A 17,888-nucleotide genomic window follows, 5' to 3' on the forward strand; every position below is an offset into this window, starting at 1 on the left:
AGCCGGTCCTCCGGCCCGGGGCCCTTCCCCGAGATCCGCTCAGCAGAAAGCGATCAGGTCTTCATGCGCCGATCCGTCCTCTCCGTCGTCGCCACGAGCGCGGCGATCGTCCTCACCTCCACACTCGTCGGCGTGAGCCCGGCGAACGCACACGGATGGGGCGCACCGGGTCACTCCCCCGGACACTCCGCCGATGCCCGCCTGACCCCGCGGACGCACTTCACGATGGCGGCCGACGGCTCCTCCGGCGCGACGCAGGGCGGCGAGGGCATCCCGAACATCGACTCCGTGAAGAAGACCATCGCCACGTACTACGGCGACCCCGGCACCGGGCTCGCGAACCGCACGGACTCGCCCTACATCCGCGAGATGCGCTCGATCGTCGCGCGGCAGTCCGCCGGCCTGCAGCGCATCCACGACCAGGCCGTCCGCCACGGTGAGAAGCCGGCGATCGTGCTCGACGCCGACGACACCACGCTGTGGACGTACGACATGGAGGTCGCGGACATGCACTTCGTCTTCGATCCCGCCCGCCAGGACGAATGGGTGCAGGACGAACGCTTCCCCGCCACCCCGTCGATGGTCGGCTTCGTCAACCGCGCACAGGCGATGGGCTTCACCGTCTTCGGGCTCACCGGTCGGAACGACGACCAGAAGGCCGCGACCGTCCAGAACCTGACGAAGGTCGGGTACACCGCCTTCACGCAGGACCGCTTCTTCACGAAGTGGACCGGGGTCGGGGCGTCCCAGCAGCCGTCGTACATCACCTGCGCCACCGCGAAGTGCACCACGGTCGAGTACAAGGCACTGACCCGGAAGCACATCGAGCAGGACCTCGGCTACGACATCACGCTCAACATCGGCGACCAGTGGAGCGACCTGCAGGGCGGGTACGCCGACCGGTCCCTGAAGCTGCCGAACCCCACCTACTACCTGCCCTCCGCCGACCTGCCCGGCGTCTCCGAGCCCCGACTGTCCCCGCGGACGCAGTTCACGATGGCGGCCGACGGCTCCTCCGGCGCGACCCAGAGCGGTGAGGGCATCCCGAACATCGACTCCGTGAAGTCCACCATCGCCACGTACTACGGCGACCCCGGCACCGGACTCGCGAACCGCACGGACTCGCCGTACATCCGCGAGATGCGCTCGATCGTGTCCCGCCAGGCGCCCGTCATCGCCGCGCAGTGCGCCGTCGGACGGAAGCTCCACCGCAACCCCGCGATCGTCCTCGACGCCGACGACACCACCCTGTGGACCTACGACATGGAGGTCGCCGACATGCACTTCGTCTTCGACCCCGCCCGCCAGGACGAATGGGTGCAGGACCAGCGCTTCCCCGCCACCCCGTCGATGACCTCGCTCGTGTCGATCGCCCAGCGCTCCGGCTGCACCGTCATCGGGCTCACGGGACGCAACGACGACCAGAAGACCGCCACGATCGCGAACCTCGTCAAGGTCGGGTACCCGCAGTTCACCGCCACGAAGAACGGCACCCAGACGTACTACACGAAGTGGACCGGGGTCGGCGCGTCGCAGCAGCCGTCGTACGTCACCTGCGCCACCGCGAAGTGCACCACCGTCGAGTACAAGTCGCAGACCCGCGCGCACATCGAGTCCCGCTCGGGTGGACGCTACGACATCGTCGCGAACGTCGGTGACCAGTTCAGCGACCTGCTCGGTGGCTCGGCGGACCGCAGCATCAAGCTGCCGAACCCGACGTACTACCTGCCCTGAGCGGCTGGCCTCGGCCCAACGGGAAACGGCCCCGATCCCCACTCTGGTGGGGATCGGGGCCGTTCGCGGAGCCGCCTGTCGGAATCGAACCGACGACCTATTCATTACGAGTGAATAGGAGCGGTAGACTGGGGGTACTCGGCGAGCGCCTCAGTCGGCGTCAGAGGCCCGGATACATGCGGATCGGGCTACCATCGGTGAGTGCAACTGCAAACACATGATTGCGGTTGGATGTGTGTACTGATGTGTGCACCGGGAGGATGCAGTGCCGAAGAAGCGTGATTCGGGTGACGGGGCGCTCTACGCGATCCGTGGGGGCAAGCTCTGGCGAGCGGTGATCGACGATGGCTACCACCCGGACGGACGCCGCCGGCAGCGCACGGTCACGTCGAAGACGAAGGAGGGCGCTCGCCGCAAGCTGGACGCGCTCAAGGACCAGATCAAGCAGCACGGCACCGCTCTCGACACGAAGACCACGCTCGACCAGTGGGCGACCCACTGGCTCGAGACGGTCGGGAAGCCGAACCTCAAGCCGAACACCCTGCTGTCCTACGAGTCCGTGACGCGCAACTGGATCGTCCCCACGATCGGCGCGAAGAAGGTCGCGTTCCTCAAGCCGTCCGACGTGCGCATCATGACGAAGGGGGTGGCCGACGCTGGCCGGTCCTCGTCAACGTCCCGGAAGGCGTTCCAGGTGCTCTCGCTGATGCTCGAGTCAGCGCGGGTCGAGGGCATCGCCGCACGCAACGTCTGCGAGGACGTCGACGCCCCCGTGCAGGCAGCTTCCAATCGCGGTGCGCTGAGCACCGACGCTGCACTGTCGGTCCTCAAGATCGCCGCCGAGCACGACGACGGCACCCGCTGGTGGATCGCGCTCCTCGGCGGCCTCCGCCAGGGGGAACGGCTCGGTGCTCGCCTCGACTCCCTCGACCTCGACTCCGAGCAGCCGACCCTCGGCGTCGAGTGGGCACTCTCCGAAGTCCCGTTCGAGCACGGCTGCCACCGCCTCGAGGACGACACCTGGCGATGCGAGAAGTCGCGCGCCGGCTCCTGCCCCAGCCGCCGCCTCCGGATCCCGGACGGCTTCGAGTATCAGCAGCTGAATGGGCGACTCTGCCTCATCCGGCCGAAGTCCGGCAAGCCCCGCTACGTGCCCCTGATGCCGGCGCTCGCCGAAGCGCTCCGCCGGTATCTCATCAAGACCGCCGACCGACCGAACCCCTACGGGCTGATCTGGCGGAAGCCGAACGGGGAACCGTACCTGTGGGGCGAGGACGAGCAGACCTGGCGGGACATCCTCTTCGAGGCCGGCGTCATCGCCGAAGAGCACCTCGCGCCCGGCTCCCCCGTCCCCACGACACACTGGGCGCGGCACACGACCGCGACTGTGCTCATGGAGCTCGGCGTCGACGCGAAGATCATCGGCGAGATCGTCGGCCACCAGTCCGAGGCCGTCACCCGCCGGTACCAGCATGTGTCCTCTACCGCGGCACGCGAGGCAATGGACAAGCTTGGCTTGCACTTCGCCCTCGACGCCTGACGAGGTCGGTAATCTCCGTCGCTCGAGCATGCGAACGCGGCTGCGTTCCCCTCGGACGAAGCGTCGAGCGCTGCATCGCAGCGAATCCGGTTCCACCCCAACCTCAGCACCAACACCAACACCAACACCAACACCAACACGACGCAAGGCTGCCGACAGAGAGTCCGTGTTGCTGCCCGTGACGGGTGGGCAAGCGATCGAGCGGAGGTCTGCGCCCGAGTGCGACCACGATCAAGCGCGGACGACCTGCGCGCCGAATGTCCTCCAATAGGGGGTCGCACTCACTCAATGAACTTCTGTCATACTCAGGTCATGTCCGAGCAAGAGGAAGTCCCGTCCGGCTTCTCCCAGGTGCAGGCACAGTGGGTCGTCGACCCTCAGCGCACGCCCACGTTCGCCAACGTCCTCCTGCCGCAGTTTGGACTGCCTGCTCCGACAGGCGACTCCACTCCGGACGCGGTGTACCTCACGTTCGGTCACATGAACTCTCCGGTCATCGATCTCGCGGCGGTACAGGGGATGGCGGAGCAGTCGCAATCTCCCGTGACCCCCATCACACCTGTGGCGCACTTGGTTGTAACGATCGACCGTCTCCGGTGGTTTGCGAGCCAGCTGCAGGACGTAGTGGACACCTATGACGAGAACAGCAACCATGAGTAGCCTCCAAATTGAGACCAGCACGAGCCGGTTGGCTCAGGGCGCATCCGTGGTGCAGCTTGCGTGGGACGGTCTGTCCAGCTTCGTTCTGCCCAGCTCGGGGGTGAGTAGCCCGCGGAAACTCTCACCCAAGAAGAAGGTGCTGCGCTACAAGGTCCAGACGCCGGTACGTACGATGAGGACATTCGCTCAGTCCACCCTCACTCTGACGGAGCCGTTCTACGCCCTACCGGAGGTGATCATGGCTGCGCTAGCTGCTAGTAACCGCCCGTGGTCACGTCGACTCATTAAGCTCGACGCGCAGAAGCGCCTGCATGCCCACGACCTGGTCACGTTCGTTTCGGTGCTTCTCGTGTCAGACGAATCGCGGTGGCCCACTCCCGGTGTGTTCCCGGGCGAAGACAGCGGGATCAGAGCTGAGTGGCACCTTGGTCGACGCCACGCGATCTTCGAGATCGACGACGACGGCGACATGTACGCCTACTACTTTGATCTCGAAGCTAAGACCTCGCAGCTCGCTGAGCCCAAGAGTCAGCAAGAGGCCGTCGAGTTCCTGCGGACGAACCTGGCATGACCGCCGTGGCCCCCTCCGGGTGCCTAGGCTTCCGCGAGGGGGAGGAAGCTGTTGTCGATCCAGGCGAAAAGTGGTTGCGTGTCTGCCTGGACCGCACTGAGAACTGGGACGCTGAGTCAGATCAACCGTCCGACATGATGTTTCAGTGGGCGACTACCGGAGACAGGCCCGGAGAACTCTCTGGGTCCCGAGCGTCGAAAGCGCCTGCAGGCGACGTGCTGGTGCATCAACGCGACGTCGAGGGCAAAGACACACGCGGGGTATGGAGCTTGCGGGTCGCCGATCTCAACTCGCTCGCCCTCCATCTTCACGACGACAGTGCCGTGCTGCCGCCGCCGCCCGCAGCACCGCCGGGGCACACTTTCCTGGATCTGCGACACGTCCCATCAGGCAAAGGCAACCCGGCAAAGTTCACGCGCCAGGCTCTTCGCACCGCTCTCCTCGATCTTGCGGTCGAAGAAGTGCGCGGCTGAGGCCGCCCTCCACGGGGCGTCGAGCCAGATCGGGGCGAGGCGGACGCCGCCTGCCGCGATGAGGCGGCCGGCGACGTTGCAACAGCCCCTCGATCTCCTACACGAGCCGGAGGGGCTTCGCCGTTTGCACTCCGAGCAGCGAGACCTCGACGCAATGGTCGACTGTCGACCACAATGCGACTCATGGGCCGCGCACCAGACCACCTCAACGACAAGCAGCTACGCGTCCTCCGCTGGGTCGAGCGCGGCTGCCCGGACGGCGAGTACGTCGACGACAACTACGGCCACCGCATCACAGCGAAGGCTTTGGCGAGTCGCGGGCTGGTTCGCATCGCAGGCCATGGGCCGAGTTGGAAAGCGACACTGACGGACACCGGTACCTCTCGTATCGCTGAGCTCATGCCGTCCACGACCGACAAAGTCGCCGGAGACGAAACGGCAGACGTTGGGGATGACCTGACTGCCCTTGCCGACCGGCTCGAGTCAGGCGGCGGGCGCTTGGACCTGAACGACCGCGACGACGACGTTGACTACCCGAAGCTTGTATGGCGCTTCAACAAGAGCGAGCGACGCCCCCGAGGTAAGGAGCTTCACCTCTCCCACCCAAGCTGGAAGGACCAGAGACACCTGCGGCTGGAGTACCGGGATTGGTACTGGGACCTGGTCGAGACGCCCGAGGTCCAAGCAGTTGCTCCGAAGTCCCACCTCGGTGCGCTCGCAAAGACCTTCCTGGAGTCGAAGGGCGACCAGTTTGTGACGAAGGATTCACTCCCCCGTGCCGCTCGACTCATCGAATCGATCGTCCGACACGCGGCGAAAGCTGGCGTCACAACCCGAGACCCGCGCGCCGTGGATGATCGCGCTCGACGTAACGGAGGCTCGGCCAGGGAGTGGAGTGGCCACATCGAGCTGGACGCAGGCGAGGCCGTTTTGCGTGTGCAGGTCCGCGAGATCGCTGGTCGCGGCGGCGAGAGGTTCGACTGGTCCAGCGGCGGATCGTTCGACCGGAAGCTCTACGAGCAGATTCAACGTCTGCCGCGGTGGCAGCGGAATCGGAACTATTGGTTCGTGCCCACGGGGAGGCTGGAACTGCGAGTCGCGCGCCCCGGGTACGGCTTCGACGGCTCGAAATGGGGCGACACGAAGACCCAGCAGATCGAGGACCGTCTGGGCGAAGTCTTCCAGCGACTCGAGGTCGCGCGACGTGAGGCTGTAGCTCGAGAGGATCGGCAGCGAAAGTCCGATGAGCAGCGGCAGCGAGACTGGGAGGCTGCGATGACGCAGGCCCGCATACTGTTTCGCGCATCCCAGGAAGAGGCGCTGCTCGTTGAGCAAGCATCCGTCTGGCGGCGACATCAGGAGGTGCGCTCGTTCATGGATGAGCTTCGACGACGTGATGACGGCTCCAACGAAGCTCTGCAGGTTTGGATCGCAACGGGCGAGCGAGTGGCACACCGGCTTGATGCCTTCGGGGCACTCGCTACCCCCGCATTCCCCGCGCCGTCAGCGCAGGATCTGCAGCCGTATCTGGGGGCCTGGAGTCCGTGGGGTCCGGGGCGGCGGTGAATCTAATCTTCGGATCGCTTGCGTTCCCGCCGACCAGAGTGAGGAAGCACGATCGGTCCGTCACCCCAACCCGTGGTGTCGATGGGTTCGCTGAGCCGGAGACCATCATCCACGAAGATCAGGCGCGCGTTGGGGACGAAGTCGTAGTTCTGTAGCGCCGTCTCGGCTTCCTTGATGAGGTCGCCAGTGTCGACTCCCAGCGCGATACACATCCCGTCGAGTTGGTCCAGATCGATGGGGCGCACGCCACGGACCATCTTTGAGAGCTGCGATTGCGAGACGCCCACCGAGTCCGCGAGCTCTGCTTGGGTGACACGGTGTTGAGCCATGAGGCCGCGAAGACGGGAGGCGACATGGCGCGTCAGATCACTGACTTCGTAGTTCGGCACGACACTCATCGTGTCAGTTCTGACACGCCGTGTCCAGTTCTGGAACTTTCGTAGTTCCCGTGGGTTACATTAGTCCACATGAACTACGACGCTCCGAGCCTCAAGGTCTCCCGATCGGTGCGTTCTCTCCTGGCGAGCCGGGGCGAGACGATCACTGCACTGGCAGCCGCAACTCTCATCGCTGAATCTACCCTGAAGCGACGACTTCTGGGACATTCCCCCTTCACGCTCGAGGAAGCCGGCTACATCGCGAAGCACTTCGATGTGTCGATCGCAGAGCTGCTGGCTCCGCCATTCGAAGCAGCCACACGGGCGGTCGCGTGAACCCTCGGATCGAATCCGCTCCCGCGCTCTTCACCCGGGAACTCGCGGCCTACTACCTCAGCTGCAGCCTCCGGGAGGTCGACGAGCTCCGCGCGAAAGGTGAGCTGATCCCAGTCGGCGACAGCAAGCGCATCAAGTTCACCAAGACCGACTTGGACAGGCACGTCAGCAACCTTCCCGAGCGCGACTGACACTCCCCACCCGGCGGGCCACGCCGCATTGGACGGCATTTTCTTCGCGGTTCGACCCCGCGGTGGTCCACTGCGCCCCAAAACGGCGCTGAACCACACACACAGCTCGCAGGACGACGCACCAGCGCCAATGCGCCAGCGGGTGACACACAGAGGAACAGAGGCGGTCGAACCGCAAGTGTGCTGACCCCGTCGTGGTGGATGGGGAGGTATGACCCCTCGTCGCGTCGTAGGCAGCCCCGGCAGGGGTGCTCCCTCAAGTTGTCCCGCGATCGGCAGCGACCACACACAGCGCAACAGCCCGTCCCCAGGAGTCACCGCCAAAGCGGCTGACGGGGGCACGTCGAGATCGGCACTCGACGGCGGGTACGAGACGCCGGCACCGGAGCTCGCGGCACACACCGCATCTTCCAGTGCTCCGGGGCTGGCGTCTTCCCCTTCACTCCCTCAATCGAAGGACCCCCCATGACTCGTCGCACCGTCCTCGACGCGCTCGCCGCAGTCGGCGTCATCGCCGTGCTGCTCGCAGCGACGTTGCTGCCGTCCGGCATTTGACCCTCACCCAGACAGATAAATGGCCCCGCTGGCGCTGCAACGCCCGGGGCCGAATCGTTCGTAGGAGAACAACCATGCCCATCCTGGCACACACCCCCCAGGTCCGCGCCGCACGGCGCAACGCTCGCCAAAACGTTCGGATCGTCGCCCGCAACATCAAGCGCGCCGCAGCCCGCAAGGGCCTCCGCAGCATTCGAGCCGTCTCCTGCGCCGCTGGCGTTCCCATGCGGCGGACCGCGCTCATGTGGTTCGGCATCACCTACACGGTGACCGAGATGACGCAGTACATGCTGTGGCTCGACCTCACCGTCTCGGACCTGTTCGCCGGCACCGGCCGGGCAGACGCGGAGGTCTCCGCATGAAGAACGCTGCACCCGGAACCGGAGCGCACCTGAAGACGCTGCGCATCACTACGGGAGTCCCCCAGCCGCTCGTCGCCGCCATGGCGGGCACCAGCACCATGTACTTGGCGAAGGTCGAGGACGGTCTACTCAGCCCAGCCCGAAGCTACGTGGCGAAGGTCACCGAAGCGATCATCCGGCTCATGAAGGATCCGCCGAAGCCGTGCCCCGTGCTCGGCTGCGACAACACCCGCCACATCGACGGGATGGACGGCCGCGTAGGCCAGCCCGAGATGCACCACGCGGACGAGAAGCGTGGCACCGGCTGGATCGTCTCAGTCGAGCGCGTCGACGACCAGGACCAGGCGTGGGCGGTCTACGCCGAAGTGTCCGACGACATGGCACTCGCACCGGCCGACTTCATGGCGTTCAGCGCCGCGTACCAGGGAGCATCCGCGTACGCCGCTGTCCTCAACCGCAAGCCCGCGTCCCTCCCCCGCTGATGGCCGAGTTCCCGGTGAAGTCGTTCCAGCTCGACGACGACCCTCCCACTGTCGAATTACCGCTCCGCGAGCTCGTCCCTACACCCGAGTGGGACGGCTACACGCTCGTGCTCACCCCCGGACCGAGCCGACGAGCTCGCCGCCGCGCTCACGGCGAAAGCCGCAGAAGTGTGCGACGGCTCCGTTGACGACCACTACATCGACTCTTGATCACCCCGAATCACGAGGTACCCGCATGACCCACCATCTCGCAGTCAGCTCAACTCTGTCGGCCGCCGCCCGCGAGGCACTGGCCGACTTCCTCTCCACCTCGTGCGAGGTCGCCACAATCGTCGACCCCGACAGAGGGTGGCCCGACGAGGCCGCCGCATCGATCGCGCAGGAACTCAGCGACGCCGGGTACGGCACCGTCAAGGACGGCACGTTCACCCTCGACATGCGACCGGTCGCGCCGCAGCAGCTCCCCACGGACTCGCTCGACGAGCTCGTGCCGGCACTCCTGGTCATCGACCACATCGTCGAGCGCGCCGACCGTCAGCGCTCGCCGGAGCTCCCGAACCCGAACAACGTCCTGGGGGTGGCGTTCGGCATCCTCCTGCAGCTGCAGAACGTCCTCCGGCTCGCCGTGTATGGGCAACAGGGGCGGCTGCAGCACGCCGACGTAAACCGGCAGCTACCTGCCGTCGCGACGATGCTCGCACGGGCCATCCGAGCGGAGGTGGCCTGACGATGGCGCACAGAGCAACGTCGTGGGCGTGGGAGCTGAAGTTGCCCGGCACGAGGAAGCTCGTCCTCCTCGCCCTCGCCGACATGGCAGACGAGTTCAACTCCTGCTATCCAGGGCAGGAGCGCCTGGCCGAGATGACGAGCGTCGCCGTGATCACGGTTCGCCGTGCGCTCTCGGAGCTCGAGCGGGACGGGCTGATCGTCCGGGCACGCCGTGCCCGTCAGGACGGAACGAGGACCAGCGACCGATACCGCCTGGCCGTCGGCGCACAACCGGTCAAATTGACCACAGGTCAGCCTGATGCGCCCAACCGATCATCTGGGTCGCGCTCAAGCGTTCAGGATGACCGCGCTTATGAACCCTCTAGTAATGAACCCCCAGAGGAATCACCAGAGAAGCGCATCTATCCCGAAGCGTTCGAGGAAGCGTGGGCGCACGGCCCCGGAAGAACGACAAGGCGCGCGCGCTGCAGCAGTGGCAAGCGGTGCGGAAGAAGCACCCCGGCCTCGACCTGACCGCCGTGATCATCACGCACGGCGACGCGCACGTCGCGGCCGGCACCCCGCAGCGGTTCGTGCCGTACCTCAAGACGTGGCTCAGCGGCGACGGGTGGGAGAACTCGCTACCCGAGCCGCGCCCGTCAGCCCCGCAGCGGCAGCTCAGCAACGCTGAGATCGCCGCCCTCGAATACCAGCGACTCTACGGAGGTCCCGATGGATCAGCAGGAAGCGTTCCGGCTCTTGGGCCGGGCGTCGGCGGTCGATAACCGCAAGGTCACGCAGCTCGCCGCGATCGTCTGGTCGGACACGCTGCCGACCATGTCGTACGACGAGGCCGCGGACCTGATGAACGAGTTCCGCCGCGACAACCCCGGCGTCTACCTTGAGCCGGGCCACCTGCAGCGGCAGAAGCGGATCCGCCTGGCGCGGACCCGGGAAGCGCGTGGACCGCACCCGCTGCCGCCGGCGGGGCAGCGGTGGGCGGTCGATGCGATCGAGAACGACTCCGGGTACTCCGCACCGGGCGGGGTGCTCGAGGCGAGCCATGACGACGCGGGCTGAGCTTCGCCGGCAGCGGGACGAAGCCCTCACCCGCGCCGCCGAGCACCGCCAAGAAGCAAACCGGCTGCGCGAGCGGCTGATGTACGTGACCGGCTCGTTCACCGCGGACGAGTACGGCGAGGTCGGGAAGGAGACCGATGGGTAGGGCATCCTTCGACCGAGTCGTCGGCGCGTTCCACGACCGGGTCCTCATGGTGCAGATGCGCGGTAACGAGGCGGCCGAGGCGCAGGCCCCCCGGGCACTCGGCGAAGGACCGGTCGGTGTCGATCCGCTCGGTCGAGGGTCAGACCCTCATCCACTCGCATTCTGACCCGACCTCGGACGTCCTCGCCGAGCTGAACCTGTCCATGCAGGACCTGTTCGACGAGCAGAAGGGCGTCGAGTACAAGTACCGCGATGGCCGGGTCGTACACCGCTCCCCCGACAAGCGGTTCCGGCAGTCCGGCAACACGAAGGGCCGGGACCTGTACCGCGTCGAGCGGATCGGTCAGGCCGATCCGGTGTGGATGGTCGAGGGCGAGAAGGACGTCCACGCGCTCGAATCGCTGGGCCTCGTCGCTGTCTGCACGGCGATGGGTGCTGGCAAGGCGGCGCTGTTCGACCTCGCCCCGCTGCACGGCAAGAAGGTGCTCCTCGTCCGCGACATGGACGAGCCCGGCATGAAGCACGCGCTGCAGGTCCGGGAACTCCTCGACGGGAAGTCGGAAGTCGTCGTCCTCGAACCGATCGTCGGGAAGGACGCCGCGGACCACATCGCTGCCGGCCACACCTGGCAGGAGTTCCGCCTGGCCCGCCTGCCGGAGCCCGAGGTCGTACCGGAGCCGGTGAACGAGGAGTTCGAGCGGCAGGTCGCTTACGAGATGGAACGCCTCGAGGTGAAGGACGAGGTGCGCCGGCGCAGGTCCGCAGTCGGCGCAGCCGTGCTCGAACCGATGCTGCTCCGGGACGTCCTCAAGGTGCAGGACACCCAGAACTGGCTCGTGCCTGGGCTGCTCGAGCGACGGGACCGCCTCGTCCTCACTGGCAGCGAAGGGTCGGGGAAGTCCTACTTCACCCGCCAAGTGGCGATCGCCGCGGCCGCCGGCCTGGACCCGTTCACCGGTCGGCAGATCCCACCGTCCCGCGTCCTCGCCATCGACGCGGAGAACACGGTCCTGCAGTGGTCCCGGAATACCCGCTACGTCGCCTCCCTGGCAGCGCAGTACGGAGTCCGCGACCCCGGCGACCACACGCTCGTGTCCGCTGGCGTCCGACTCGACCTCACCCGACAGGCCGACGTCGACCAGGTGCACCGCCTCATCGACCAGCACAAGCCCGACCTTCTGCTGATCGGCCCGCTGTACAAGCTCGTCCCCCAGGCCATCAACAACGACGACGACGCAGCCCCGCTCATCGTCGCGCTCGACGGCTTCCGGGAACGCGGCGTCGCGATGCTCATGGAGGCACACGCCGGACACGGCAAGTCCCTCGGCGGCGAACGCGACCTGAGGCCGCGTGGATCTGCCGCGCTCCTCGGCTGGCCCGAGTTCGGACTCGGCCTCCGCACCATCGAAGACGACGACTCCATGGTGACCGTCGTCCGCTGGCGAGGCGACCGAGACCCCGCGACTGGCCCCTCCGGCTTCGCCGAGGCGTCGCAGGCGAGATGCCCTGGATGCCGGCGTAACAGCACACCTCACCACACGGCAAGCGCCGATCCCACTCCACGGGGTCGGCGCTCGCCGCGTCAACGGTCGTCGGGGAGGCCGTGGCGAGGTAGATGGCGACCTGCGATGTAGCCCTCAATCAGGATTGGGATCTTCTGCTTCCTAATCTCGCGAGCAGCCCACCATCGCCGCCAGTCGGGGTGCGCTTCCTCATCGCGGTCTACCGACAGGATCATGTCGATTTCGGCGAGCAGTTCCTGCCTTCCGGACTGATCGAAGTCGTAGACCAAGTCGCCGAGCTGCGCACGGAGCTCTGTGACGGCTTCGGATTCGTCCAGCCCTTCGTTCTCAACGTCGTTGACGGCGCGTACCCATAGCCGGACCTGTCTGGCGAAGTCGATCCGTTCCAGCTGCGCCTGCCGAAGTCGGTCTCGTTCCTGACGCCGCTCGTCTTCGGCACGCACTTGCTTGGTGTACTCCACAGTTTCGCGCGCCACCCGTGCGCTACGGAGCGCTACCCAGACAGTCACCCCGCCAACGATCGTCGCTGCTACCACGCCGAGGAGACCGGTGCCGATGTCTCTCCACCACTCGTAAGAGGTCCAGAAGGGGTGCCACTCCGTCGTCATCAACATCACCGGCAGACCGTACCGCGACACTCACGACTCAGAAAGGAATCAATGCTCACACGACCCATCCACACCCCGACCGGCCTACCCGTCACCGCGGACCACGAGGTCGACCTCGTCACGCTCGAGCTCGGCCGCGGCACTCAGGTAGCTTTCGGCCTTAATGCCGCCGCCGAGCGCGTAGGGAAAAAGGAAGACGTGGGCGCAGGCCGGTAGCGAACGTGTGACCGCTAGCTCGGCGTGTTTGCGTCCTCTTCGCCTTGAATGAAGCCGCGGATGTTTTTCTCGATGTCGGCGGCCGAGACCTGTCGCGCAAGCGTTTGCGCGAGCGCCCCAGTCAGCAGGCCCGCGACGTTCCGACGGATGCGCCAAAGCCGTTGATGTCCGAGTTCGTGAAACACCTCGTACGCGGCCGACGTCGGGGTGTTGTCTTCCCCTCGCGCAGTCGCAGCGACGAGAACCAACCGTGCCTGTGTGGCTGCGTGCAACTGCGCTTCGTCACCGATCACTACCGGATGCTTCTCAACCGCGTTGCCGTATTCCACGAGAGACGTGATCGCCGATTCGATGAAGTGCCCGAGCTGGGCTCGGTACTGCTCCTCGGACGCGTCTGCCTCACGCTGCAGCTCATCCGCGCGGACCTTCTCGGCGAGCTTGTGCGATCGCCGCCCTACGACGATCGCCGCGACACCCACGGCGATGGATCCGATCCCCGAAATTGCGGGCACCCAAATATCCGAGGTCCAGTCATACCAGTCATGCACGCCTGGACCCTATCCACTCACGTCCGCCTTAGCGAGCGATCCGGAAACGAAGCGCTCGCGGCAGGACCGCCAAAGGAGCACTCTTGAGTACCGTTACCCCTCCCGACAGCGACCCCACCACCAACGCTGACGTCGACCCAATCGTCTGGCCGTCCCTGTCCGCCGCTCGGGCGCGACACCGACTCAACGAAGCACCCGGCCTGATCGCGTACGTGCGTACCCTCGTCGTCCCACCAGGCGCGCAGCGAAGCGACGGACTCCCTCGTCCCGCGTCGAAGGAAGCGCCAGCACCGCTTCGCATCAACGCAGTCGATGAAGCGGACAGTGCCTACGCACAGCTGCTGAATTGGGTCGGCTACTGGGCTGAAACGATGCACGTCGCTCCGCCGGTGACTGCAACGTATGCATGGTCGAACTCGAAGGAGGTGCAGGGATTCCGTGCGGGCGTCATACCCGAAGGTGCCGGCCTACTGGTCAAAAACCTCACGACGTGGTTGCTCACGCATCAGGACAAGGTCGAAGGGCACGAACACGCCAGCAGCTACTTCGACGACGTGGCATCGATCGTCTGGGATCTTCGGATGAAGTTCCCGCGCGCGGCAACCGGGACCCGCCCCGTGTTCCCCAGGCCGTGCCCTGTTTGCGACAGCCCGTCGATGGGCGTCGAATGGCAGTCGGAGCAGCTGACCGACTTCACCCTCGTGTGCGCTTACTGCGGTTTCGAGGGGAACACGGCTGCGTTGCTGAAGGATCGCGACGTGCGGGACCTCCTGCGCGAGATGCGGACCGACCAAGCCGAAGAAGCGACGTCCTGGTGGACGAAGAAGCAGGCGGTGCGGGAGATGCGAATCACGCCACAGACCCTGAATCGGTACATCCGGCGTGACGGATTGAGGACGCACACGGCGGCTGGCGAGGTCTACGTGAACTCGGACCAGCTTCGAGAGCTCTGGCGCGCCAAGCGGATCCGTAACCAGAACACGAGGTTGCGACACCAGGCGTCCTGAAGGCAGTGCAGGGCATCCTCATAGCGGTGCCCTGCACCGTCAGATCAGCGGTGCTTCCGAGTCATCGGGAAGCGCTTTTTCCGCCCACGTCCTCCGCTGCCGATCCCGCCAGGCCCTCAAGGCCGCTCCGCCGAAGAAGATGAGCAGACCTGTTCCCATGGTGAGCCAAAGAGTCCGTTGCGTATCGTCCACCGACGCCTGCCCGGAGGAAGGTTTGGGCATGGTGGCCCCTACGAGAACGACGAGCACGACGTAGGCCCCAAAGAGCAGAAGCAGTCCCACCAAGGAGACCACCCACCCGGAGAAGAGCGTCAACCAGTCGCGTGGTGCTCGGTATTGCAGGTTCACTCGACGCGCGAGGTCGTCACGCAGCCACTCGAGGTACTCTCGCCCTCTCGCATCGGCTGGCGTCTCTTTCAGTACTGCCGAGACTCGCTCGAGGCGGCGGAGGACGGATTGCTCGCGAGCGAGGGCTAACGCACCGAGTACGGCCGTCACCGCTATGCCGACAAACGTCGCTGCCACTGACCAGGTCACGCGTTGCTCTATCGGACACGAACGTCGCTGTGGAAGCAGATGGGGCTACGAAAGTGGGAACAGCGCCCAGACACTGGCGGCCGCACCGCAGACAACGCCCCCGCCGATCAAGATGAAGTCGGCCCGGACCTGATGCGGACGCTCGACGACGTCTTCTCGCAGCACGCCGAAGAACTCGGTCACCATCCACTGACTTGTGTCTGGATTCTTCCAGTCGGGCTGCCCTGGGCTGAGCCGCCGGAGTGTTCGTGTTGCCTGTCGGTAGAGTCCCAGTAGGCCGATGATCGGCAGGATTGCAGAGAAAGCGTAGAGCGCGACAACCGCGGCTTGCATCCAGGTCACCTGTTGACGGTACAAGGAACCCGGCCGCTGACCGCAACTAAGAGACACGCGGGAGCGCCGTGGCGTTGAGGGTGTTCGATTGTGGGCTATAATTACCGTGACATCGCATGCCCGCCCGGAAGCCCGGCGGGCATTACTTGTGCAGCCTGGTCCAGGCTGGCACTCCGCGCCTCTAGCTCAGCGGAAGAGCAACGAGCTTTTACCTCGAAGGTCGGCAGTTCGAATCTGCCGGGGCGCTCTCTACTCAGACAACCACAGTTCAATGGACACGTCCTCGAATGGCACCTGCACGGGTATCTCGGTTCGCAGCTGAAGCCAAGCAGATCGACGTGCAGGAGATCTGGTATCAGGGCAAGCGGGTCCTCCGGACCGTCGTGCAGGTCGTCATCGGAGCGGCCGCGGTCCTCGCGGTCGTCGTCGGTGTCGCCCCGCAGGTCCTCGAGGCGATCGCGGACGTCGTCCCCGGCCCGGTCCTCGTGTGGCTCACGGGTGCGGTCGCGTCGCTCGCGGCCGTCTCCGCGGCGCTCACGAAGGTCATGGCGATCCCGAAGATCAACGAGCTCCTCACACTCATCGGCCTCGGCTCCGTCCCGAAGGTCGTCGCGAACGAGACCGCAGCCGCGAAGTCGCAGGAACTGCAGCCCGCTCAGTTCACCCCATCGACAACGGACTACCGCTCCGAGCCGGACTCATCGCCGTCCTAAGCCCCCCCTGACCCCACGGAGAGGGGGAACCGCATGAGGCGGATCATCACGGGGCACCGTCTCCCTACGTCACCCTGCCGATCCAGTACGCACTCATGGCCCTGTACGGCGCACTCGCGGGCTGGCAGGGCATCCGCACCCTCGACGTCGTGACCGGAGACCTGTTCGGCGTCATCTGGCCGGTCCTGGTTCTCGGCACGTCGATCGCAGCGATAGTCGGCGTTGTCATCTCCCGGCTCCGGAGAAACCCGTGGACGGAGATCGTGGCAACGCTCGCGCTCATCGTGATGCTCGCGGCCTACGGGGTCACGATCATCTTCCGCGCCATCCACGATCCGGAGTACGACGGGCTCCCGTTCAGCGTCCTTCCGTTCGCGCTGTGCGTGTACCCGTACGCTCGGCTGTGGCGGATCGCTGGCGGTGATCGTGCATGAGCGGTGCCGCCTGGACCGGGCTCAGCGCCATCCTCGTCGCGTTGATCACCACGGTCGGACTGATCATCCGCTCCCGACGCCGGCCAAGTCAGGACGACGTCACCATTCCGCAACTCTGGGAGGAAAACCGGAACCTCCGAACCGACCTCAACGCGGTCAGCGACAAGGTCGACGGATTGATCCGAGACCGCGACGCGCAGCACAACGCCGTCCGCGTCCTCGGCGACGGCTTCGAGGCGCTCTCGGCGGTCGTCGAGCGAACCTCCCCACCACCCATGATCACCGACGGGGAGCACGCCGCGATCGAGCGAGCGAAGCAGCTGCTCGGCGACGACGCGATCTGGGCAACTGGCAGGCCAGTGCGTGGCAGCCCCACTTGACGAAACGAACACCCCCACCGGTTCCCTCGGGAGCCTGGTGGGGGCCTGTCGTCGTTGCTGGGTCAGTAGACGTTGAACTCTGTGACCACGGGTACGTCGTTGGAGCCGCCGACGGTGCATTCGGCGGTGCCAGATGCTGTGGCGTTGTACGCGTTGGTGACATCCGCTTCGAACTTCACGAAGTAGTGGTCGCCTTGGTTCTCGCTCGCGAGTACGCCAAGGAACACGTGACCCTTCCAGCCGTACGGGAACTGCTGATCGCCATACCGATCGCACGCGGTGAGAGCATGCGCGGAGTCGAGACCGGCGCTGGTCATGGTCGGGTCGGCCTCGGGTGTGGTCGTCGCGCTCGCGGTGGGGGCGGTGGTCGCGGCCTTCTTCTTCTTGACGGTGAGGGTGACCTTCTTGCCCTCCTTCACCTTCTTGCCCGCCTTGACGCTCTGCTTCGAGACCTTCCAGTTCGAAGCGAGGAACACCGGCCCGTCGGACTTCGGCTTCGCCTTGAGCCTCACCGTGAATCCGAGGTCTTCGAGCTTGTCACGGGCGTCGTCAGCTGACTGTCCGATCACCTTCGGCATCTTCACTTTGTCGGCAGCCTGAGCAGTCGTCGCGCCACCAAGCACCAAGCCGAAGCCGACCAGGATCGCGATGAGCGCTCGCAGCAGGTCGCGGGTCCGCGTCGATCGCTGAGTGTCCGTCAAGGTAGCCATCCGGACATCATGCCCCACCGAGGAGGCGTCGCCATCACCCCCGTTCGCGCCTCAAAACAGGCGGAATGAGAACCCCCTTGCCTAGCCGGATGGTCACGT

At 65.8% G+C, this 17,888-nt stretch carries 27 protein-coding genes and 2 tRNA genes; 22 read left to right on the plus strand and 7 right to left on the minus strand.

Annotated features, from left to right (window positions below; all coding sequences use genetic code 11):
* The first annotated feature begins 63 nt into the window (after positions 1-63).
* Positions 64-1,734, plus strand: a complete 1,671-nt coding sequence (locus ACZ8AI_RS06150) for an HAD family acid phosphatase (protein ID WP_464857312.1) — start codon at positions 64-66, stop codon at positions 1,732-1,734.
* A gap of 69 nt (positions 1,735-1,803) precedes the next feature.
* Here the strand turns inward: ACZ8AI_RS06150 and ACZ8AI_RS06155 are convergent.
* Positions 1,804-1,893 (minus strand) — tRNA-Thr (locus ACZ8AI_RS06155).
* Positions 1,894-1,999: 106 nt separating this feature from the next.
* Here ACZ8AI_RS06155 and ACZ8AI_RS06160 point away from each other — a divergent pair.
* The 5 genes from ACZ8AI_RS06160 (at position 2,000) to ACZ8AI_RS06180 (ending at position 6,544) form a co-directional block, all read left to right on the plus strand.
* On the plus strand, positions 2,000-3,274 hold the full coding sequence (locus tag ACZ8AI_RS06160) for a tyrosine-type recombinase/integrase (RefSeq protein WP_464857314.1): 1,275 nt from the start codon (positions 2,000-2,002) through the stop codon (positions 3,272-3,274).
* Between the two features lie 312 nt (positions 3,275-3,586).
* Complete coding sequence (locus tag ACZ8AI_RS06165) at positions 3,587-3,934, plus strand: hypothetical protein (RefSeq protein WP_464857316.1); 348 nt, start codon at positions 3,587-3,589, stop codon at positions 3,932-3,934.
* Between the two features lie 136 nt (positions 3,935-4,070).
* Positions 4,071-4,505 carry a hypothetical protein gene (locus ACZ8AI_RS06170; RefSeq protein ID WP_464857318.1) on the plus strand — a complete coding sequence of 145 codons (435 nt, stop codon included), beginning with the start codon at positions 4,071-4,073 and terminating at the stop codon, positions 4,503-4,505.
* Positions 4,502-4,978, plus strand: coding sequence for a hypothetical protein (locus tag ACZ8AI_RS06175; protein ID WP_464857320.1), 477 nt, complete (start codon positions 4,502-4,504; stop codon positions 4,976-4,978). The genes ACZ8AI_RS06170 and ACZ8AI_RS06175 overlap by 4 nt, the downstream gene beginning before the upstream one ends.
* A gap of 183 nt (positions 4,979-5,161) precedes the next feature.
* Positions 5,162-6,544, plus strand: coding sequence for a hypothetical protein (locus ACZ8AI_RS06180; RefSeq protein ID WP_464857322.1), 1,383 nt, complete (start codon positions 5,162-5,164; stop codon positions 6,542-6,544).
* 2 nt (positions 6,545-6,546) lie between these two features.
* Here ACZ8AI_RS06180 and ACZ8AI_RS06185 read toward each other — a convergent pair whose 3' ends face one another.
* Positions 6,547-6,933, minus strand: coding sequence for a helix-turn-helix domain-containing protein (locus tag ACZ8AI_RS06185; protein WP_464857324.1), 387 nt, complete (start codon positions 6,931-6,933; stop codon positions 6,547-6,549).
* 78 nt (positions 6,934-7,011) lie between these two features.
* Between ACZ8AI_RS06185 and ACZ8AI_RS06190 the strand changes: the two genes are divergently transcribed.
* From ACZ8AI_RS06190 to ACZ8AI_RS06240, 11 genes are all read left to right on the plus strand, one after another.
* Complete coding sequence (locus ACZ8AI_RS06190) at positions 7,012-7,257, plus strand: helix-turn-helix domain-containing protein (protein ID WP_464857326.1); 246 nt, start codon at positions 7,012-7,014, stop codon at positions 7,255-7,257.
* Positions 7,254-7,448: a hypothetical protein gene (locus tag ACZ8AI_RS06195; RefSeq protein WP_464857328.1), complete on the plus strand. Its 195-nt coding sequence runs from the start codon at positions 7,254-7,256 to the stop codon at positions 7,446-7,448. The genes ACZ8AI_RS06190 and ACZ8AI_RS06195 overlap by 4 nt, the downstream gene beginning before the upstream one ends.
* Before the next feature lie 629 nt (positions 7,449-8,077).
* Positions 8,078-8,365, plus strand: a complete 288-nt coding sequence (locus tag ACZ8AI_RS06200; protein WP_464857330.1) for a hypothetical protein — start codon at positions 8,078-8,080, stop codon at positions 8,363-8,365.
* On the plus strand, positions 8,362-8,847 hold the full coding sequence (locus tag ACZ8AI_RS06205; protein ID WP_464857332.1) for a hypothetical protein: 486 nt from the start codon (positions 8,362-8,364) through the stop codon (positions 8,845-8,847). Before ACZ8AI_RS06200 ends, ACZ8AI_RS06205 begins: the two co-directional genes overlap by 4 nt.
* Positions 8,847-9,035: a hypothetical protein gene (locus ACZ8AI_RS06210; protein ID WP_464857334.1), complete on the plus strand. Its 189-nt coding sequence runs from the start codon at positions 8,847-8,849 to the stop codon at positions 9,033-9,035. The genes ACZ8AI_RS06205 and ACZ8AI_RS06210 overlap by 1 nt, the downstream gene beginning before the upstream one ends.
* Before the next feature lie 47 nt (positions 9,036-9,082).
* Entirely contained in the window at positions 9,083-9,574 is a 492-nt protein-coding gene (locus ACZ8AI_RS06215) for a hypothetical protein (protein ID WP_464857336.1), read from the plus strand.
* 2 nt (positions 9,575-9,576) lie between these two features.
* Positions 9,577-10,089, plus strand: coding sequence for a helix-turn-helix domain-containing protein (locus ACZ8AI_RS06220; RefSeq protein ID WP_464857338.1), 513 nt, complete (start codon positions 9,577-9,579; stop codon positions 10,087-10,089).
* On the plus strand, positions 10,002-10,340 hold the full coding sequence (locus tag ACZ8AI_RS06225; protein WP_464857518.1) for a hypothetical protein: 339 nt from the start codon (positions 10,002-10,004) through the stop codon (positions 10,338-10,340). The genes ACZ8AI_RS06220 and ACZ8AI_RS06225 overlap by 88 nt, the downstream gene beginning before the upstream one ends.
* Entirely contained in the window at positions 10,288-10,635 is a 348-nt protein-coding gene (locus tag ACZ8AI_RS06230; protein WP_464857340.1) for a hypothetical protein, read from the plus strand. The genes ACZ8AI_RS06225 and ACZ8AI_RS06230 overlap by 53 nt, the downstream gene beginning before the upstream one ends.
* Positions 10,619-10,780 (plus strand): hypothetical protein, encoded by a 162-nt coding sequence (locus ACZ8AI_RS06235; RefSeq protein ID WP_464857342.1) that lies wholly within the window; start codon positions 10,619-10,621, stop codon positions 10,778-10,780. Before ACZ8AI_RS06230 ends, ACZ8AI_RS06235 begins: the two co-directional genes overlap by 17 nt.
* 116 nt (positions 10,781-10,896) lie before the next feature.
* On the plus strand, positions 10,897-12,414 hold the full coding sequence (locus tag ACZ8AI_RS06240; protein ID WP_464857344.1) for an AAA family ATPase: 1,518 nt from the start codon (positions 10,897-10,899) through the stop codon (positions 12,412-12,414).
* Here the strand turns inward: ACZ8AI_RS06240 and ACZ8AI_RS06245 are convergent.
* Entirely contained in the window at positions 12,363-12,920 is a 558-nt protein-coding gene (locus tag ACZ8AI_RS06245) for a hypothetical protein (protein ID WP_464857346.1), read from the minus strand. The genes ACZ8AI_RS06240 and ACZ8AI_RS06245 overlap by 52 nt on opposite strands.
* Before the next feature lie 221 nt (positions 12,921-13,141).
* A complete protein-coding gene (locus tag ACZ8AI_RS06250) occupies positions 13,142-13,675 on the minus strand; it encodes a hypothetical protein (protein ID WP_464857348.1) in 534 nt (177 codons plus the stop codon).
* Positions 13,676-13,758: 83 nt separating this feature from the next.
* On the opposite strand from ACZ8AI_RS06250, the gene ACZ8AI_RS06255 reads away from it, so the two are divergent.
* Positions 13,759-14,682, plus strand: a complete 924-nt coding sequence (locus ACZ8AI_RS06255; protein ID WP_464857350.1) for a hypothetical protein — start codon at positions 13,759-13,761, stop codon at positions 14,680-14,682.
* A gap of 39 nt (positions 14,683-14,721) precedes the next feature.
* Here ACZ8AI_RS06255 and ACZ8AI_RS06260 read toward each other — a convergent pair whose 3' ends face one another.
* Complete coding sequence (locus ACZ8AI_RS06260) at positions 14,722-15,219, minus strand: hypothetical protein (protein WP_464857352.1); 498 nt, start codon at positions 15,217-15,219, stop codon at positions 14,722-14,724.
* 45 nt (positions 15,220-15,264) lie between these two features.
* Positions 15,265-15,561, minus strand: a complete 297-nt coding sequence (locus ACZ8AI_RS06265; protein ID WP_464857354.1) for a hypothetical protein — start codon at positions 15,559-15,561, stop codon at positions 15,265-15,267.
* Positions 15,562-15,727: 166 nt separating this feature from the next.
* Between ACZ8AI_RS06265 and ACZ8AI_RS06270 the strand changes: the two genes are divergently transcribed.
* From ACZ8AI_RS06270 to ACZ8AI_RS06285, 4 genes are all read left to right on the plus strand, one after another.
* Positions 15,728-15,799: transfer RNA gene (locus ACZ8AI_RS06270), tRNA-Lys, on the plus strand.
* 91 nt (positions 15,800-15,890) lie between these two features.
* The gene (locus ACZ8AI_RS06275) at positions 15,891-16,265 is read left to right on the plus strand and encodes a hypothetical protein (protein ID WP_464857356.1); all 375 of its coding nucleotides are present in this window, start codon (positions 15,891-15,893) and stop codon (positions 16,263-16,265) included.
* Positions 16,266-16,360: 95 nt separating this feature from the next.
* Positions 16,361-16,699 carry a hypothetical protein gene (locus ACZ8AI_RS06280; RefSeq protein WP_464857358.1) on the plus strand — a complete coding sequence of 113 codons (339 nt, stop codon included), beginning with the start codon at positions 16,361-16,363 and terminating at the stop codon, positions 16,697-16,699.
* A complete protein-coding gene (locus ACZ8AI_RS06285) occupies positions 16,696-17,079 on the plus strand; it encodes a hypothetical protein (protein WP_464857360.1) in 384 nt (127 codons plus the stop codon). Before ACZ8AI_RS06280 ends, ACZ8AI_RS06285 begins: the two co-directional genes overlap by 4 nt.
* 62 nt (positions 17,080-17,141) lie before the next feature.
* Here ACZ8AI_RS06285 and ACZ8AI_RS06290 read toward each other — a convergent pair whose 3' ends face one another.
* Complete coding sequence (locus tag ACZ8AI_RS06290; protein WP_464857362.1) at positions 17,142-17,789, minus strand: YPYG domain-containing protein; 648 nt, start codon at positions 17,787-17,789, stop codon at positions 17,142-17,144.
* Positions 17,790-17,888: the final 99 nt, after the last annotated feature.

It is taken from the genome of Curtobacterium sp. AC273, from assembly GCF_979253735.1.